21 protein-coding genes and 1 pseudogene are annotated in these 13,394 nt (G+C 55.5%); 9 read left to right on the top strand and 13 right to left on the bottom strand.

All coding sequences use genetic code 11. The annotated features are described in order from the left end of the window. Positions 1-102: 102 nt before the first annotated feature. The gene (locus ACIPQ1_RS17140) at positions 103-309 is read left to right on the top strand and encodes a hypothetical protein (RefSeq protein ID WP_027912993.1); all 207 of its coding nucleotides are present in this window, start codon (positions 103-105) and stop codon (positions 307-309) included. Between the two features lie 53 nt (positions 310-362). On the opposite strand, the gene ACIPQ1_RS17145 is transcribed toward ACIPQ1_RS17140, so the two are convergent. Together ACIPQ1_RS17145 and ACIPQ1_RS17150 are read right to left on the bottom strand one after the other, a co-directional pair. Continuing rightward, positions 363-671, bottom strand: a complete 309-nt coding sequence (locus ACIPQ1_RS17145; protein WP_446534488.1) for an AzlD family protein — start codon at positions 669-671, stop codon at positions 363-365. Beyond that, positions 668-1,378 carry an AzlC family ABC transporter permease gene (locus tag ACIPQ1_RS17150; protein WP_446534489.1) on the bottom strand — a complete coding sequence of 237 codons (711 nt, stop codon included), beginning with the start codon at positions 1,376-1,378 and terminating at the stop codon, positions 668-670. Before ACIPQ1_RS17150 ends, ACIPQ1_RS17145 begins: the two co-directional genes overlap by 4 nt. 58 nt (positions 1,379-1,436) lie before the next feature. Here ACIPQ1_RS17150 and ACIPQ1_RS17155 point away from each other — a divergent pair, with 58 nt between their 5' ends. Both ACIPQ1_RS17155 and ACIPQ1_RS17160 read left to right on the top strand, forming a co-directional pair. Beyond that, positions 1,437-1,694 (top strand): hypothetical protein, encoded by a 258-nt coding sequence (locus ACIPQ1_RS17155; RefSeq protein ID WP_446534490.1) that lies wholly within the window; start codon positions 1,437-1,439, stop codon positions 1,692-1,694. Next, positions 1,681-2,109 carry a DUF2628 domain-containing protein gene (locus ACIPQ1_RS17160; RefSeq protein ID WP_250963110.1) on the top strand — a complete coding sequence of 143 codons (429 nt, stop codon included), beginning with the start codon at positions 1,681-1,683 and terminating at the stop codon, positions 2,107-2,109. Before ACIPQ1_RS17155 ends, ACIPQ1_RS17160 begins: the two co-directional genes overlap by 14 nt. A gap of 128 nt (positions 2,110-2,237) precedes the next feature. Here ACIPQ1_RS17160 and ACIPQ1_RS17165 read toward each other — a convergent pair whose 3' ends face one another. From ACIPQ1_RS17165 to ACIPQ1_RS17175, 3 genes are all read right to left on the bottom strand, one after another. Next, on the bottom strand, positions 2,238-2,507 hold the full coding sequence (locus ACIPQ1_RS17165) for a YceK/YidQ family lipoprotein (RefSeq protein ID WP_446534491.1): 270 nt from the start codon (positions 2,505-2,507) through the stop codon (positions 2,238-2,240). Positions 2,508-2,599: 92 nt separating this feature from the next. After that, positions 2,600-3,265, bottom strand: coding sequence for a PDZ domain-containing protein (locus ACIPQ1_RS17170; protein ID WP_446534492.1), 666 nt, complete (start codon positions 3,263-3,265; stop codon positions 2,600-2,602). An 81-nt stretch (positions 3,266-3,346) separates the two neighbouring features. Beyond that, positions 3,347-3,796: a PACE efflux transporter gene (locus ACIPQ1_RS17175; RefSeq protein ID WP_446534493.1), complete on the bottom strand. Its 450-nt coding sequence runs from the start codon at positions 3,794-3,796 to the stop codon at positions 3,347-3,349. Positions 3,797-3,900: 104 nt separating this feature from the next. Here ACIPQ1_RS17175 and ACIPQ1_RS17180 point away from each other — a divergent pair, with 104 nt between their 5' ends. Next, complete coding sequence (locus tag ACIPQ1_RS17180) at positions 3,901-4,785, top strand: LysR substrate-binding domain-containing protein (RefSeq protein ID WP_446534494.1); 885 nt, start codon at positions 3,901-3,903, stop codon at positions 4,783-4,785. A gap of 276 nt (positions 4,786-5,061) precedes the next feature. Here ACIPQ1_RS17180 and ACIPQ1_RS17185 read toward each other — a convergent pair whose 3' ends face one another. Both ACIPQ1_RS17185 and ACIPQ1_RS17190 read right to left on the bottom strand, forming a co-directional pair. After that, positions 5,062-5,274: a hypothetical protein gene (locus ACIPQ1_RS17185; protein ID WP_411385163.1), complete on the bottom strand. Its 213-nt coding sequence runs from the start codon at positions 5,272-5,274 to the stop codon at positions 5,062-5,064. A gap of 140 nt (positions 5,275-5,414) precedes the next feature. Then, the gene (locus ACIPQ1_RS17190; protein ID WP_446534532.1) at positions 5,415-5,921 is read right to left on the bottom strand and encodes an AAA family ATPase; all 507 of its coding nucleotides are present in this window, start codon (positions 5,919-5,921) and stop codon (positions 5,415-5,417) included. Positions 5,922-6,061: 140 nt separating this feature from the next. Here ACIPQ1_RS17190 and ACIPQ1_RS17195 point away from each other — a divergent pair, with 140 nt between their 5' ends. After that, complete coding sequence (locus ACIPQ1_RS17195; protein WP_446534495.1) at positions 6,062-6,919, top strand: AraC family transcriptional regulator; 858 nt, start codon at positions 6,062-6,064, stop codon at positions 6,917-6,919. Between the two features lie 29 nt (positions 6,920-6,948). Beyond that, positions 6,949-7,164, top strand: coding sequence for a DUF6434 domain-containing protein (locus tag ACIPQ1_RS17200; protein ID WP_446534496.1), 216 nt, complete (start codon positions 6,949-6,951; stop codon positions 7,162-7,164). Positions 7,165-7,268: 104 nt separating this feature from the next. Here the strand turns inward: ACIPQ1_RS17200 and ACIPQ1_RS17205 are convergent, their stop codons facing one another. The 6 genes from ACIPQ1_RS17205 to ACIPQ1_RS17230 all read right to left on the bottom strand — a co-directional run bounded on the left by ACIPQ1_RS17205 (position 7,269) and on the right by ACIPQ1_RS17230 (position 11,520). Then, positions 7,269-7,469 (bottom strand): hypothetical protein, encoded by a 201-nt coding sequence (locus ACIPQ1_RS17205; protein ID WP_250963102.1) that lies wholly within the window; start codon positions 7,467-7,469, stop codon positions 7,269-7,271. 106 nt (positions 7,470-7,575) lie between these two features. Beyond that, positions 7,576-8,001, bottom strand: coding sequence for a hypothetical protein (locus ACIPQ1_RS17210; protein ID WP_250963101.1), 426 nt, complete (start codon positions 7,999-8,001; stop codon positions 7,576-7,578). Positions 8,002-8,348: 347 nt separating this feature from the next. Further along, positions 8,349-8,657, bottom strand: a complete 309-nt coding sequence (locus ACIPQ1_RS17215; protein WP_411385165.1) for a hypothetical protein — start codon at positions 8,655-8,657, stop codon at positions 8,349-8,351. A 401-nt stretch (positions 8,658-9,058) separates the two neighbouring features. Beyond that, the gene (locus ACIPQ1_RS17220) at positions 9,059-9,604 is read right to left on the bottom strand and encodes a hypothetical protein (RefSeq protein ID WP_250963098.1); all 546 of its coding nucleotides are present in this window, start codon (positions 9,602-9,604) and stop codon (positions 9,059-9,061) included. 480 nt (positions 9,605-10,084) lie between these two features. Beyond that, positions 10,085-10,846 carry a hypothetical protein gene (locus ACIPQ1_RS17225; RefSeq protein WP_250963097.1) on the bottom strand — a complete coding sequence of 254 codons (762 nt, stop codon included), beginning with the start codon at positions 10,844-10,846 and terminating at the stop codon, positions 10,085-10,087. Between the two features lie 113 nt (positions 10,847-10,959). Then, positions 10,960-11,520 carry a TetR/AcrR family transcriptional regulator gene (locus ACIPQ1_RS17230; protein ID WP_446534497.1) on the bottom strand — a complete coding sequence of 187 codons (561 nt, stop codon included), beginning with the start codon at positions 11,518-11,520 and terminating at the stop codon, positions 10,960-10,962. Positions 11,521-11,646: 126 nt separating this feature from the next. Between ACIPQ1_RS17230 and ACIPQ1_RS17235 the strand changes: the two genes are divergently transcribed. The 3 genes and pseudogenes from ACIPQ1_RS17235 (at position 11,647) to ACIPQ1_RS17245 (ending at position 13,283) form a co-directional block, all read left to right on the top strand. Then, on the top strand, positions 11,647-12,291 hold the full coding sequence (locus tag ACIPQ1_RS17235; protein ID WP_411385167.1) for a DJ-1/PfpI family protein: 645 nt from the start codon (positions 11,647-11,649) through the stop codon (positions 12,289-12,291). Between the two features lie 24 nt (positions 12,292-12,315). Then, positions 12,316-12,840, top strand: a complete 525-nt coding sequence (locus ACIPQ1_RS17240) for a DUF2867 domain-containing protein (protein WP_186707503.1) — start codon at positions 12,316-12,318, stop codon at positions 12,838-12,840. A gap of 134 nt (positions 12,841-12,974) precedes the next feature. Next, positions 12,975-13,283: pseudogene (locus ACIPQ1_RS17245) on the top strand (addiction module antidote protein). The last annotated feature ends 111 nt before the right edge of the window (positions 13,284-13,394 follow it).

Here is a 13,394-nt window from a genome sequence, read left to right on the forward strand (position 1 = left end):
CTGGCTCAGGGTTTGCACTGGCCTGTCTCAGCAGCCAAGAACGACATAATTCTGACGCGGCGGCAAATTAATCAATGCTTGGTCAGCAAACGGAGATGTACCGTGTCAACTCTCAACGAAATCGCAGCGAACCACGCGAGAATGGCAAAGTTAAAGGAAGAAGAGTCGATGCGGTTGAGTGCGCTTCAGGGACAGGTGGTGGGAAGTTTTGAAATTCCCCCCATCGAGGCGCCCCAAGAGATGTCGCTGCATTTTATGACAGGAGTACAAGATCACTCGTTCGGGGAAGCGGCTGCGCTGAGTTTTTGACCTGGGCGTTGATGAGCCTCCGTCGCCCGTTAGTAAGCGGGCGACTCGGCCGTTCAAAACTGTCTGGCTAAAGCCGCTGCAAGTATGCCGGCCGCAATTGCCGGCAGCGGCTTTTTAAGGGTCAGCATGATGATTGCGGTGGCCAGCAAAGCCAGGCGTGCGCCGTTGTCGCCTTTAACCGCCAGCGGAGCCAGCACCGCCACCAACACCGAGCCGGACATGGCCGTGATGAACTGCTGCACCCGATAGTTGATCGGCACGAACGACATCACGAAAACACCGCCCCACCGAGTGGCCAAGGTCACTGCGGCCATGATCAAGATGACAAGCAAGGTGCCATAACCCGCCGTTTCAATGTTCATCGTTGTTTCTCCATCCACACGGCGCCCAGAACGCCTCCCGCCAAAGCGCCCACCACGACATGGCTGTTAGCCGGCAAATACCAGAAGGCCAACAGCGATGAGCAGGCCGCCACCGTCCAGATGATGAACATGCGCAGGTTCTTTTTCCCGCCCACGACCATCGCCAACAAGAAACAGCCCATCACCATATCGAGCCCGAAACTGACCGGGTTCTCGATGGCGCTGCCAAAGTGTAGCCCCAGCCAACTGCCCAGGATCCAAGTGACCCAGAGCGCAATGCCGCCGCCGAATAGAATCCCCAGCCCCGGCTTGTCCCGACTGAACGCCTGCATCGCCATCGCCCAGTTGGCGTCCGAAACAACCAGCATGACACCGTAGCGTTTGGCGACGGGCAGCTCCCGCAGCCACGGGTAAAGTGTCGCGCCCATCAATAGGTGCCGGGCGTTGATCGCGAAAACGGTGATCATCAGCGGAACGACCGGCACTTGCTGCCCCCACAGATCCAGCGCGGCAAATTGAGAAGCGCCAGCAAAAACCAGGGTGCTCATGAGCACAGCTGACGCATCGCTCAAGCCCGTTTGTGCAGCCGCCAGGCCGAAAGCAACGCCGAACACGACGACAAAAAGAGAGAGGGGGATCAGTTGCTTGAAACCGTCGTAAATGTGCTTCAGCGTTAGCTCACGCAAATGGGGTTGATCGCTCGACAAAACATCGCCTCTTCTGGTTATCCACGGTGTAAAACTGGGAGTATGAAGCTGATTCTGTATGCCGAAAACTTTTTACCGGACAATCCAGCGAATCAATAGAGTGAAGCCCGTCACAGACCAGGCGACCGCACAAGCGGCCAGTGCGGAATGTTCCACACCTCCAGCCATAAAGCGGCAAAATGGGCACCCTGAAGATTCACGCGCGTTCTTCGACAAAACCAAAGCAGCCAATGCTCTAAACCAGAGCACAGGATTTCTTGGAAGAAAGAAAAAATTAAGTATGGAAAACAGGAGCCTTGAAAATGAGCACGACTGAACAAGTACAAAGCACCGGTAAATACAGCGCCAAGTGGCAGGAACGCTTCGACTTCTTTGACACCTACGGTGCGCCAAGCGACCCGCGCTACAAGGAAGCCTTCAAGGCGCTGCCTGGCTTCAAGAAAAAAATACTCATCAATGCAAACGTGATCGCATTTTTCTTTGGCCCTATCTACCTGTTCGTCCTGGGGCTCTGGAAGAAGAACCTGGCCCTGCTGGGTATTTTCCTGGCGATCAACATCGCCTTGAGCGTCATTTTCGCCATCATTGGCATGGAGTTTCCGCGGCCGTTGAGCACGGGGCTGAGCATTGCCATGTCGATGATGTACACGCTGATGGCCAACTACGCGTACTACCTCAAGGAAGTGAAAGGCGAGCAAGGCTGGAACCCGTTCAAAGGCATGCGTCTCTGATTGCACCCTTGAATCATCAAGAGCCCGCACCTCGTCATGAGTGTGCGGGCTCTTTGTTTCCGGGTCGTGGGAATGTGGATGGCCCAGCCTTTAGACCTCCGCAGCCCCGAATTTCGGGGCCGGTCCAACTAATTCCGAGTCGGTTCTTTAGCAAACAGGGTATACGGCAAAAATAACGTATCGGCGACCAGGCTGAACGGCAGGTCAATCAATGCCAGTGGCGCCAAGACACGAAATACCCCGGCGCTTTCGTCCGTGGCGGCCTTGATCACTTCAATATCGGTAGAGGTTCCGCAATACGGATGGGGGCCACAGCGTGGACGATCATCGAAGGTTTCAGAGAGCGTCGAACAACCTGCCAGCAGAGCAACGGCGAATATGCCCAGGAAGAATTTCATGCGATTACTCAAGAATACGGGCCGGAAGAAGAGCAATCCGCACTCTACTCCAAGCCTTGTGACGCGGGCGACATAAGGTTACGTGTCTTGCATCAGAGTGCCGCACTTCCGTCAGAAACAACAACCCGAACATCCGTCACCGCCCGATAACGCCAGACCTTTATCGAGGCGCTGTCACCCGGCGTCATGCGACCGATGATGGCCGTGACCTCGGAAGGACTGTTCACCACCGCCCCGGCGATCTCCAAAATGATGTCCCCCGCCAAAAGCCCCATTTTCGCGGCATCGGCGCCTGCTTCCGGACCAAACACCAACACCCCTTTCTCGGAAGGCAAACCGAAGCTCTTAACAACAGCAGGGGTGACTGCGCCGAGGTGCGCCCCTAGGTGTCCAGCCGCGACGGGCATGGAAGCAGCAATGCTGTTGGCAGGTATCGGGGCTGGCGTGGCCGTCGCAGTGGGAACAGGATTGGCGGCGACACTTGGCTGGGTTGCGCTGCTGCGGGAACAGTCCCGCTGAGCGACCACTTGATGAATCGCTTGCCGGATTCTTTCAGTCCGAGGCGTGGGGTACTGGTCATAGCTGTCCCGAGTAATCAACAACGTATTGCAGTCCATGGCCTCATAGGTGGCAGGAGACTCGGTAGTACGATGGTACTCGGCGTACTTCGCCTTTTCCTCTGCGCCCATGGGCAGAAAAATACAGCCCACGAGCAATGGGGAGGCTACTGCCATTAACGAAACGAGTCTGAGTGACATAGCCGTCCCTGGAGTTTTTGAGTTGGGGATTGAACGCTACTGTTTTGCCATGCATCTGTCCAATCCGTCCTCCTACTCCTCTCAACGGACGTTGGAGACGGAACCCTGATCGGCCTGCGCCGAAAGCGGAACATCAAACACTCGATCAAACACCCACTGAAAAACCAGCGAGTAAAAAAAGAAAAACACGAACAACCCCAGGTTGGTCACCAGCGCCAGCCACAGGCTGATGCCCAACCATGCGCTAATCACCGGCGTGAGGATCAGCGTCAAGCCGCCCTCAAATCCCAGGGAATGCAGCAACCGCCGCTGCCAGTTGCGATGGCGGCTGGGTTGGCGACGCTCCCACCCTTCGAAAAGGCCGTTGAAAACCATGTTCCAAGCCAGCGCAACGGCGGAAATCACCAGGGACAGCAGGGTTGAATAGCCCATCCCTTGTTTGTACGTCAGCGCCAGCGCCGGTGCCACGAACAGCACACCACCAGCTTCATAGAGGATGGCCTGGAGAATTTTACGGGGTGTGCCTTGCATTGCAGGGCTCCTTGGCTGGGTTGGAAGACCACAGCCTGGCAAGTTGAGCCCCCGCGCACAATTGAGCTAAATTGAGCCACGCTCAACCTGAGTAACCCACCCGCATGTTTGCCAAACTGCCCCTCACCGCCTTGCGCGGCTTCGAGTCCGCCGCACGGCTGGGCAGCTTCAAGGCCGCGGCCCAGGAACTGAACGTCAGCCCGGCGGCGATCTCCCATCAAGTCAAAAGCCTTGAAGCCTTCCTGGGTGTGCGCCTGTTCGAACGCTCCAGCCAAAACGTGCGCCTGAGCGCCGACGGCGAGCGCCTTCACCCTTACATGCACCGTGCCCTGCTCGATATCCAACAGGGCCTGCAAATACTGTCGCCCTTGTGTGCCGCCCAGTCGCTGGTGGTGAGCACTACGCCGGCGTTCGCCAGCCTGTGGCTGATCCCTCGGCTCGGGGATTTCCATCGGTTGCACCCGGAGATCGACGTCAGCCTGCACAGCAGCTACGACGTAGTGGACCTGCGACGTGACGCCAGCATCGACCTGGCGATCCGCGCCCTGTTCACGCCGGATCCACAACTGTTCGAACAGCCTTTGCTGGACGAGTATTTCGGTGTGTATTGCCGCCCCGGCTGGCAACCACCCGCAGCGGGCTCGCCTGTTGAACTGATCGACGTGCCATGGCTGAGCAGCGCCAAGGTGGCGGTCGACTGGCCGGCATGGTGCGCCAAGGCCGGCACCCTGGGCTGGCTGGAAAATGCGCGTTTTCGGCGTTATGACGAGGAACAGCACGCCCTGCAAGCGGCGATCGCCGGGCATGGGCTGGTGCTCGCCAGCAATGTGCTGGTTGCCGACGCGGTTGCGCGGGGGGAGTTGATTGATTACCGGCCTGAGGTTCGTTTGGCGGGCGCGCGATATACGGTGGTGTGCGTGCCGGGGCGGGAGCGGCAGGTGGAGGTGAGGGCTTTTAGTGAGTGGTTATTGGGGTGGAGTATTGGTTGAATTGGATCAGCATGAAAGATCGTTTGCTGTCCGATTAAAGAGCGGCTTTTTGGATCCCTGCATAGGAAGCCGCATCAGATCGTAGGATGTGGACAGATTTGTTTGAGCGCGCAGCACACGCCTGACGATAAACCGGATGTTCCTGCCAGCCCACCCCAGGCCAAGAAGGAAAATCCATCTTCTGAATCTGTAGCCGTCCGAGCACAACGGATCACTGTAGCGCCTTCAACGCAGTAGAACAGCGGAGCGCGACTCGCGCCCCTTCTTTCCTCGCCCTCAGGGAAGAGGTGGACGCGCCGCGAAATCCGTAGGGATATTGAGAAAGGAATGCCAGGCGTCTACAGCGTCATGATGCCGCTGGGCGGCATCTTCCCAAAAAGGACCGGATACCTCTTTCGCAGAAACCAACATCATCATCTTAATCGTCGCGGCATCCAGCTCTTTGAGAAGCTCATGGGATGTGGCCCTGAATTCTTCGAACGACGTCATTCCATTTGCCTCGGGCGGTGTTCACCGCCATTGAGGAATACATATTCCTCGATGAATGGAGTTCACCCGGCGGCGGTAATTCCAAACGGTCGGACCGCCGGTCAATTCATTTCGAAGCCAACCTTCTACCGGTCCCAATCCTACTCCCTGGACAGAAATCGATTGATGATCATCGAGATCGCTTGCGCCGCAGAGGCCATGGCTGTGTCTATGCAAAACGGAGCTTCGTCCCATGGCTCATATTCATGATCCAGTACAGATTGCCAGCTGGGTGGCGTCAGCCCGGGAATGTCACCTTCTCTCGTTTCTACCCGGCGCTGGTGTTCATGTTTATCGGAGCAAATCACTTGGATATTTACCAACCGACTACCCGCCCGTGAGGCAACTGCGCTCCACGCGGTTCGGCTGTCGAGGACTGGATTGACACAATCAACGACGACCGCATGGCCCAAACGAAGATTACTCAGGGCCAGCTCGTTGGCAGCCATGTAACCACTGCGCCCCACATCTTGCGCAAGCGCCCCCGAGTTTCGAATCGCCTGCTCAATCGTGTCGATCCGTAGGTACACGGCACCTGTCGCAGCGGCGAGATCATGGGCGATAGTCGTTTTCCCGGTGCCGGGCAGGCCGCTGAAAACAATGAGCATTCCAGGTCCTTGAATGAGTGAGTTAATCCAGTGTAGGCAGCAGCCCGTTATACGGCAGTAGAAAGCAAAAACCGCAAGAACGATCAAATGTTCTTCCCATGCATTTGATAACGTCGCTTTCAGCATTCATGGAGACCGTCATGCTGAATATCGAGAGGGCCCTGTGGTACATCGAGTTGGAGCTGGGATCCCAACTCGATCTGGAACGTGTCGCGCGCCATTGCAACCTGTCTCCCTTTGCCTTGGCCCGTTTGTTTGCGTTGTCGACGGGCTGGTCGGTGATGCGGTACATCCGTGCTCGGCGGTTGAGCCAAGCAGCACTGGCCTTGCGTCGAGGTGCGCCGGACATTCTGCAAGTAGCGCTGGATGCCGGCTACGGTTCCCATGAAGCCTTTACTCGCGCCTTCTGCGATCTGTTTGGAGTCACGCCGAAGCAGGTGCGTGGAAACGAGGATGAACATCTCTCGCTAGTGGAACCGTTACGTATGAAAGAAAGGAAGCTCATAACACTCTCCGAACCTCGCTTTGAAACCAGGGCAGCGTTTTTCATCGCAGGTATGGGGGATCGTTATACCTTCGATAAGAACGAAGGCATCGTCGGTTTGTGGCAAGCGTTCTCCCCCTACCTGGGACGGGTCCCCGATCAGGTGAACAACTGGAGCTATGGCCTGTGCTGTAACCCTGGACTGGACGGTAGTTTTGAGTACATTGCCGGCACAGAGGTGTCCTGCATCGACAGTCTTCCTCCGCCTTTTCGTTATTTCAGGGTGCCGCAGCAAAACTATGGAGTGTTTCGACACCAAGGCCATATCTCGACGATCCATCAGACGTTCTTCACCATTTTCAATCATTGGTTGCCTGAGTCTGAATATGAGATAGCCGACGCGCCTGAGTTCGAGCAGTACAGCGCGGATTTCGAACCCTCCCGAGGGAGGGGTTACGTGGACGTGTGGATACCGCTTGCAAGACGCCAAGCATCCGATGTCATGGATTTATAGGTCTGACCATCCAATACGGAGCCCGCCCCATGAGTTTTAATTGGCACAGTGATCAGCTCACAAGAGATACGCCAGTTTGCAAGGATTATCGAAACACACAGAACGTCCGCCGATTCATGGTGGTGCACTGCGGCGACAACTTCAAATTTGACCGAGACTTCATGGCCTGGATACGTGATGGCGTGCCTAAGACGCTTGGAGAGGTCGTTGACGAGTGGCTGCAGCGCAATCGCGACGGTCATTGAATGACCAACAAGCATCAGGTCAGTGGAGCCAGGGACAGACCACGATTTGGGCCCCGTGTAATCGGCCCGACTCATATCGTGAGCGTCCCCATTTCCCTCAAGCATTAATGAAGAACCCTGCGGCTCTCCCCAATCCTGATCCTGTCGAGCGCCCTGTTTAAGGCATCCAAGGCATCAAGCAGAGCTTTCGCCTCAGTCTCCCGACCATCCCCCCAGAGGCGTTCAGCCATTTTGTTCAGTGCCTGGATAGAGCGCTCAATGTCAGCAGCTGTCGCTGTTTTGCTTTCCTGAAGTTTCTTGGACATTGATCAATCGTCCTCGGACGCGTTGCTTCATCAGCTTCGACGCGAATACATCGCACGGCAGACGCTATGGAGGGTTCCATACCCATTCCGCCGCCGATGCCCCCAATCAGCGCTTCATGGACTCACACTGAGCACGCAGATCACGATTGTCGATACTCCCGCAACTACTGCCGCCGGTCGTGGCATTGCAGTAGGCGCGCTGGTCACGGTCATCAATGTTGCCGCAGGAACTATTACCCATCTCCGCGTTGCATCGCGCACGCAAGTCACGATTATCGATGCTGCCGCAACTGCTGCCGCTCTGCTTGGCATTGCAATAGGCACGCTGGTCACGATCATCGATGTTGCCGCAAGAACTGCCTCCCAGCTCTGCGTTACATGCCGCACGCAAGTCGCGATTATCGATGCTTCCGCAACTGCTGCCGCTTACCCTGGCATTGCAGTAGGCGCGCTGGTCACGGTCATCAATGTTGCCACAACCGGCAAAGGCGTAACCGCTGAACATCAATACCATCGCAAGAATCACTTTCATTTCATACGTTCCTGGGCCTGCCAGGAAACAGCCTGGCACTGGTTGATCCTGTTTTATTGAGCATCGCGACACGCTATCAAATTGACATCATTTTAAGGAAAAGTTCCGAGGCAGGATTGTGTGAAGCTGGAGGGATGCAGCCGGGCATGAGATGGGAAACTGGGAACTGACCGCGACTCTGATAACCGTGGTTTCCCCGGTCCCTCTCCGGCCCGGGCTCGATGGCACGCTGACCTACACCCGAAAGTGGCCACATGACGCGCATCTACCTCAGCGGCCAGTGCGCTGCCGAGGATGGCCCTAATCCGGGATAATCCAGAAAGACCAAAAAATAAAGCATCCGCAGCTTAAGGAAGTTTCTTCTTTCCGATTACCACAGCTCCTCGCGTAACCGAGAACGCAACATCTCCAACGTAGGCCCCGCCTCTCTGAGTACATTCCTCTGATAGAGCCACGGAAATCGGAACTACGTTCACAACGTCATACCCCTGCTCATCGAATGTCTCATACGTCTCCAGAAGCAAATCCGCATAATTATCCAAGTCCACAGTTTTTTTGTCATAAACCGTTTCGGTTTTGCTTCCAGGCAAACCGGTCGGCCTGGTTGTACTTTCCATCGAAGCATAGAACCAAGCCGATATGAATTTTTCAGACATCTGAAAGCCCTTAATTTTAGAGAAACCAAAAAGATAACAAAAAACTCATATCAAAGAATAGCCACTGGCCACTACCGCTCATTAAAACTCAACCGCTATAGCGGCAAAGGAATCGCTATGCCTCATCTACTCGCACCATAGAAATGATTTAGCACGATCAGTTCAAACACAGCCACCAACGCACAGAATGCTATGAAGCCAGGGCTGAAGACCTGCTTGGGCTTGGATGAGCCGTCGCCCAACCAGGTCGCATCGGAGTAAAAGGTAAACACTGCGAGAAATACCAGCAGCGCAAAGGTCCACGCCCTGCTCCAGAATCCCTGTGTTTTCCATTGACTCATCCGTGCTCTTCCGAAACCCGCTTTATTCATCGACTCATGACGCCGGTTAACCAGATCGCATTACTTGGCTTTTGCGCTCTTGATGTCACTTATGATTTTCTGAGAAATAGCCTGAACCTGCTCTTGAGTCATGGCCGACATGACACCTTCCCAAGCAGACGATGACGTGTCGTATGTCCGAGTTCCAATCAGGCGGCCTGATTTCAAGTCCGAGTAATCTGCACTGGAATTGACCCACGCATTCCCCACCATGACCCCTGCTCCGTAGCGAGCGCCTGGGGTCAGGTAACGGAAATTGGTCACGTTGATCTTGATACCGACACCGTCCTTGGCCTCCTGGCTTGATGCCTGAGCCCCTGTAAGCCTGTAGCCGGCGCGAGTCGCTTCGACTTGCAGGGCGTCATTCCACTCCCGCTTCAAGCGAGGCCAGTCCTCGTTTTGTTGAACCTTGCTATTCCCCTCGAAGTTTACGACCAGGTTCTGCTTGGCTGACTCCTGAATGACGAGCGTTTCAGTTCCGCCGCTTTTTACAGAGGCAGCGCATCCGCTCAACATCAAAACTGCAACAGCACAGGACAGCGCAATCGAAAGCTTAGGTGTGTTCATTGAATTTCCATATCCACAAAATCGGTTGAGAGAGGCGTTAAATATCCCCGCCGAGCCAGATGGGCCCACACGCTGGATGCGCAGAATTTAGCACCATTGCTTCGCTGCTACGAGCCAAGGGCGGGAGTCAGAACAACTGGGACAGCCCTCGATATTGCGTACATTAATCTGGCGGTCTCAAATCGTGGGTTGTCCCTCTTCCCGACGCGAAGTCGGCCCTTACACAGGCGCCTATGGACAGGCAACAGGCTCTCGAGACTGCCGCTTCTTCCACAGAATACGACCGTTGATTCTACTGTCAGACCATGACTCGGTAATCAAAGAGCAATCGCCGCTTAGGTTCTCGACAAACGTCCTCGGATAGCCTTCAGGTTCATATCCACCCAGACGCATCCAATTTGGATCTGGCGAGCTCACTGATTGATAAGGCATACAGGCTGCCAATGTGACCAGCGAAAGTGCCAACACTACCTGTTTCATTTAATTCCCAATCAATTTGACGAGTGTCCGGACAAAACGCGGAGTATAGATTGACTGGATGTTTTCCCAGCGCGAGTTACGACGAGGACGTCCTGCAAGTGCAGCTATAGAACCCACCTCAAACGGCGGACACCAGAAGGCTGAGGACAGACCGCGATTTGAGTTTATGTGTAATCGGACCGCCTCATAATCGTGGTCTGCCCGCGTTTTCCTTGCGTCCGCAGCGCACAAAACCATTGTCGCGAGTGACGATGAAGAGACATTCGATTTGAGCTCATGACCACTTTCCAACCCACTGTAACGCCACCCTGGTGATGTGCGCTCCCTACGGGCTCGGCTCGTCAAGAAGGTACGAAAACGGCGGAAAAGATTTAAATTGGACCAGGCCATATCCAAGCGTGCCTGCACCATCTCATTTTTCGCCTGGACGATCTGCCCTGCCAAACTTAACGCCCTTTTTTTGAATTCCCTGTGAAGCGCCTCCTCCTCGGTCTCGTTTCCCTGTGGCTTGACCGTCATCTCGGAAAATGTGAAAAGAACTTTGTCGCCGAGCACATAAAACGTGCCGCTACATTTTTGTATACCGCCTTGAAAGATAAAATCGACCGAAACGAACGCATGTTCGTCCGTGTTTACGTAATACAGCGGCTCACCCTGAAGATTTCGAACTATTCCGTCCTGGTGAATCCGACCCAAGGGCGCCCCATCGCTGCCCCGGCCTTTGAAGACCAAGTACCGGCCGTTCGTGTAGTTGTACGGCATTATCGGTCCTCATCCCGAATAGACATCGGAACACACGGTTTGCCCATTCGCGGCCCATTCATGGCCCTTTTCCACGACGCTATCAAGTCAGGCACTCCCCTGCTCATTTCTTCTTACGACCTGGACCGCCACGGTGGGAGAACCCCTTCGAAAAGCGAAAAGGCTCGATGCACGAAACGGTTGAAACGAGCGGCATCACGCCGCAGCCCTGCCTGTTGCCCCCCAATCAAGCACAAGTGGGCCACCTGCCCCATCACTTCTGCTTCGCCTGGCCTATGGGCCAAGCGACGACACGTCCGTATCGCGAAGTCCAATCGTCGTGTGTCAACACGCTGCTGAAACTCGCCTACCAACGGATCGTGCAGCGACCAGGCTCGGATGGAAACTTCTCGCCCAGGTTGTTTCTCAGCGGCAACACTCAAGTAGCGTTTCAAGATTTCGCCCGCGCTACGACCCTGGGCCGCAAAAGCGAGCATGCGCTCCGTGTAGTCTTCTTCCCAAGCGGCCAGCAAGGTGCGAACAAAGTCTTCGCGATTGCGGAAATGGTGATAGAACGATCCGCGGGTCACATTCAATCGGCGCGATAGACTCTCGGCTGACACGCCAATATGCCCTGTCTGGTCGAGGGCCTCGAAACCAGCCGCGATCCAATGGTGACGCGTTAGTTTTTCCATCCGTTATTTCGCTCCTTATTTATCGCCATACAGGCTGTGTATGGCGCGCAACCGATCGATACCCTGCGAACACCAGCAAAGATGGCCGTTGCGTTTTGCACGCCAGCACTTTTCATGGAGCTCGCCTTGAAGAAAATCGTCCTGGTTGCTTTCGACCAATTCACCGATATCGACCTATTCCTGATGTGGGACATCTTAGGCCGCAACACCGAGGACTGGCACGTCCGAATATTGGGTTCCAGCCCTGTCGTACGATCGGCGCATGGCCTGCCTGTTTCGGTGCACGGTCCGCTTTCCGAGGCCAATAGTGCCGACGCGGTATTGTTCGCCAGCGGCAAGGAAGGAATACCCGCCGCACTGGCCTCCCCGGATTTCCTGCCGTCGTTTGAACTTGACCCCAAACGCCAGCGAATCGGCTCCATCTGCGCCGGCGCTTTCATTCTCCAACGGCTTGGGCTGCTCAGCGGCCGAGCAACGACACACCCGGATGCACGATCGGGCTTGCAAGCCCTGGGACTTGAGCCCGTGGACCAGCCTCTTGTATGCCGGGGCAACGTCGCAACCGCTGGCGGATGCCTTTCGGCGCTCTATCTGGTGGGATGGTTGGTTGAATCCTGGTTCGATGCCGACAAGCGCCGCGCGACGTTGCTCCCTGTCCTGCCCGCGGGGCAGCAGGCGCTGTATGATGCGCTGATCGGGCTCAGTATCCGACAAGGAGAAGTGGCCGCCTCCCAACAAGAAACGCGACATGGCATGTCATCTAATTGGTAGTTAGCACTCAGGAAGAGATCCCCGATGCCCCGAGAATTTGAGCTCATTATGTCTGTGCCGGTCCCCTCGAGGTCCGGCGTCACCCACCTTTACAAGTCGACGAACTTGGCGGACGCCTTTGCGATTCGACTCCCTGCGGGCACATCCAGCGATCCAGAGGTGCTCGCTCGATTCATCCTTTCCCACCAGCCATCCTGGATCGGATGGCTCATGAAAGTCCGAGACACTGTCGTTGCCTGTTTTGGTCTCAAGACAGCCAGGCATTTGGCGACACTTGCCCATCGGATTCAAATCTTCAAGGTCTACAGCACCGACCAGACTGAAATCGTGTTGGGAGAGGACGACAAGCACCTCGACTTCCGCATATCGATCCTGTGTTCTGGAGAGGTAGAGCAGGAAGGTAGTCGCCAACTGGTTTTTTCAACCGTGGTGCAGTGCCACAACCGTCTGGGCCGGGCCTACATTTTCGTTATTGCCCCGTTCCATCGTTTGGTTGTTAAGGCGAGCCTACGCCGTGCAGCGCGTATTGGTTGGCCTTTGGCTGCCTGAGCCGCGACACCACAAATCCCGTGGCGAGGGAGCTTGCTCCCGCTGGGTGGCGAAGCCGCCCCAAAAAAGGGATGGCGAAAGACTAGGGACAGACCAGGGTTTTGAGCTAAGAAATTGGCAAAGGAAATTTGAACATGAGCCAACACTTGACGACATTTGACATGGCGGCACTGCTCGATAGCGACGAAGCAATCAGTGAGTACTTTTCTCAAGTGCTGATTGATGGTGATAGCGAGGAGTTTCTCCGAGCGATCGGTTATGTCGCCAAGGCCCAAGGCATGGCGCAGATTGCTAAAGACTCTGGCAGGGGCCGAGAAAGCTTGTAGAAGGCGTTCGCACCTGGATCAAAGCCGAGATTCGATACCGTACTCAAGGTCATTCATGCGCTAGGCATTGATCTTCATGCGCAGCCTGGGCATGGAGCTGAACATTCGCCTGCCTGAGTATGGGTTTCCTTGTTCTTTGGCTTCGCCTCTTCTTTACCCATCCTGCAGTCAATGGGGACACATGCCCTGCCCTCTTGAATTTTCTCCCAAGCTTTATGAAAACGGGCG

It is taken from the genome of Pseudomonas sp. LARHCG127 (genome assembly GCF_052871455.1).

Excerpts from the sequence above, each read along its gene's own strand:
- ACIPQ1_RS17170 (WP_446534492.1), bottom strand. The coding sequence starts at position 3,265 with ATGTCACTCAGACTCGTTTCGTTAATGGCAGTAGCCTCCCCATTGCTC.
- ACIPQ1_RS17190 (WP_446534532.1), bottom strand. The coding sequence starts at position 5,921 with ATGCTCATTGTTTTCAGCGGCCTGCCCGGCACCGGGAAAACGACTATC.
- ACIPQ1_RS17175 (WP_446534493.1), bottom strand. The coding sequence starts at position 3,796 with ATGCAAGGCACACCCCGTAAAATTCTCCAGGCCATCCTCTATGAAGCT.
- ACIPQ1_RS17225 (WP_250963097.1), bottom strand. The coding sequence starts at position 10,846 with ATGCCGTACAACTACACGAACGGCCGGTACTTGGTCTTCAAAGGCCGG.
- ACIPQ1_RS17185 (WP_411385163.1), bottom strand. The coding sequence starts at position 5,274 with ATGACGTCGTTCGAAGAATTCAGGGCCACATCCCATGAGCTTCTCAAA.
- ACIPQ1_RS17220 (WP_250963098.1), bottom strand. The coding sequence starts at position 9,604 with ATGAACACACCTAAGCTTTCGATTGCGCTGTCCTGTGCTGTTGCAGTT.
- ACIPQ1_RS17210 (WP_250963101.1), bottom strand. The coding sequence starts at position 8,001 with ATGAAAGTGATTCTTGCGATGGTATTGATGTTCAGCGGTTACGCCTTT.
- ACIPQ1_RS17230 (WP_446534497.1), bottom strand. The coding sequence starts at position 11,520 with ATGGAAAAACTAACGCGTCACCATTGGATCGCGGCTGGTTTCGAGGCC.
- ACIPQ1_RS17155 (WP_446534490.1), top strand. The coding sequence starts at position 1,437 with ATGCCGAAAACTTTTTACCGGACAATCCAGCGAATCAATAGAGTGAAG.
- ACIPQ1_RS17165 (WP_446534491.1), bottom strand. The coding sequence starts at position 2,507 with ATGAAATTCTTCCTGGGCATATTCGCCGTTGCTCTGCTGGCAGGTTGT.
- ACIPQ1_RS17160 (WP_250963110.1), top strand. The coding sequence starts at position 1,681 with ATGAGCACGACTGAACAAGTACAAAGCACCGGTAAATACAGCGCCAAG.
- ACIPQ1_RS17195 (WP_446534495.1), top strand. The coding sequence starts at position 6,062 with ATGCTGAATATCGAGAGGGCCCTGTGGTACATCGAGTTGGAGCTGGGA.
- ACIPQ1_RS17205 (WP_250963102.1), bottom strand. The coding sequence starts at position 7,469 with ATGTCCAAGAAACTTCAGGAAAGCAAAACAGCGACAGCTGCTGACATT.
- ACIPQ1_RS17145 (WP_446534488.1), bottom strand. The coding sequence starts at position 671 with ATGAACATTGAAACGGCGGGTTATGGCACCTTGCTTGTCATCTTGATC.
- ACIPQ1_RS17215 (WP_411385165.1), bottom strand. The coding sequence starts at position 8,657 with ATGTCTGAAAAATTCATATCGGCTTGGTTCTATGCTTCGATGGAAAGT.
- ACIPQ1_RS17180 (WP_446534494.1), top strand. The coding sequence starts at position 3,901 with ATGTTTGCCAAACTGCCCCTCACCGCCTTGCGCGGCTTCGAGTCCGCC.
- ACIPQ1_RS17200 (WP_446534496.1), top strand. The coding sequence starts at position 6,949 with ATGAGTTTTAATTGGCACAGTGATCAGCTCACAAGAGATACGCCAGTT.
- ACIPQ1_RS17240 (WP_186707503.1), top strand. The coding sequence starts at position 12,316 with ATGCCCCGAGAATTTGAGCTCATTATGTCTGTGCCGGTCCCCTCGAGG.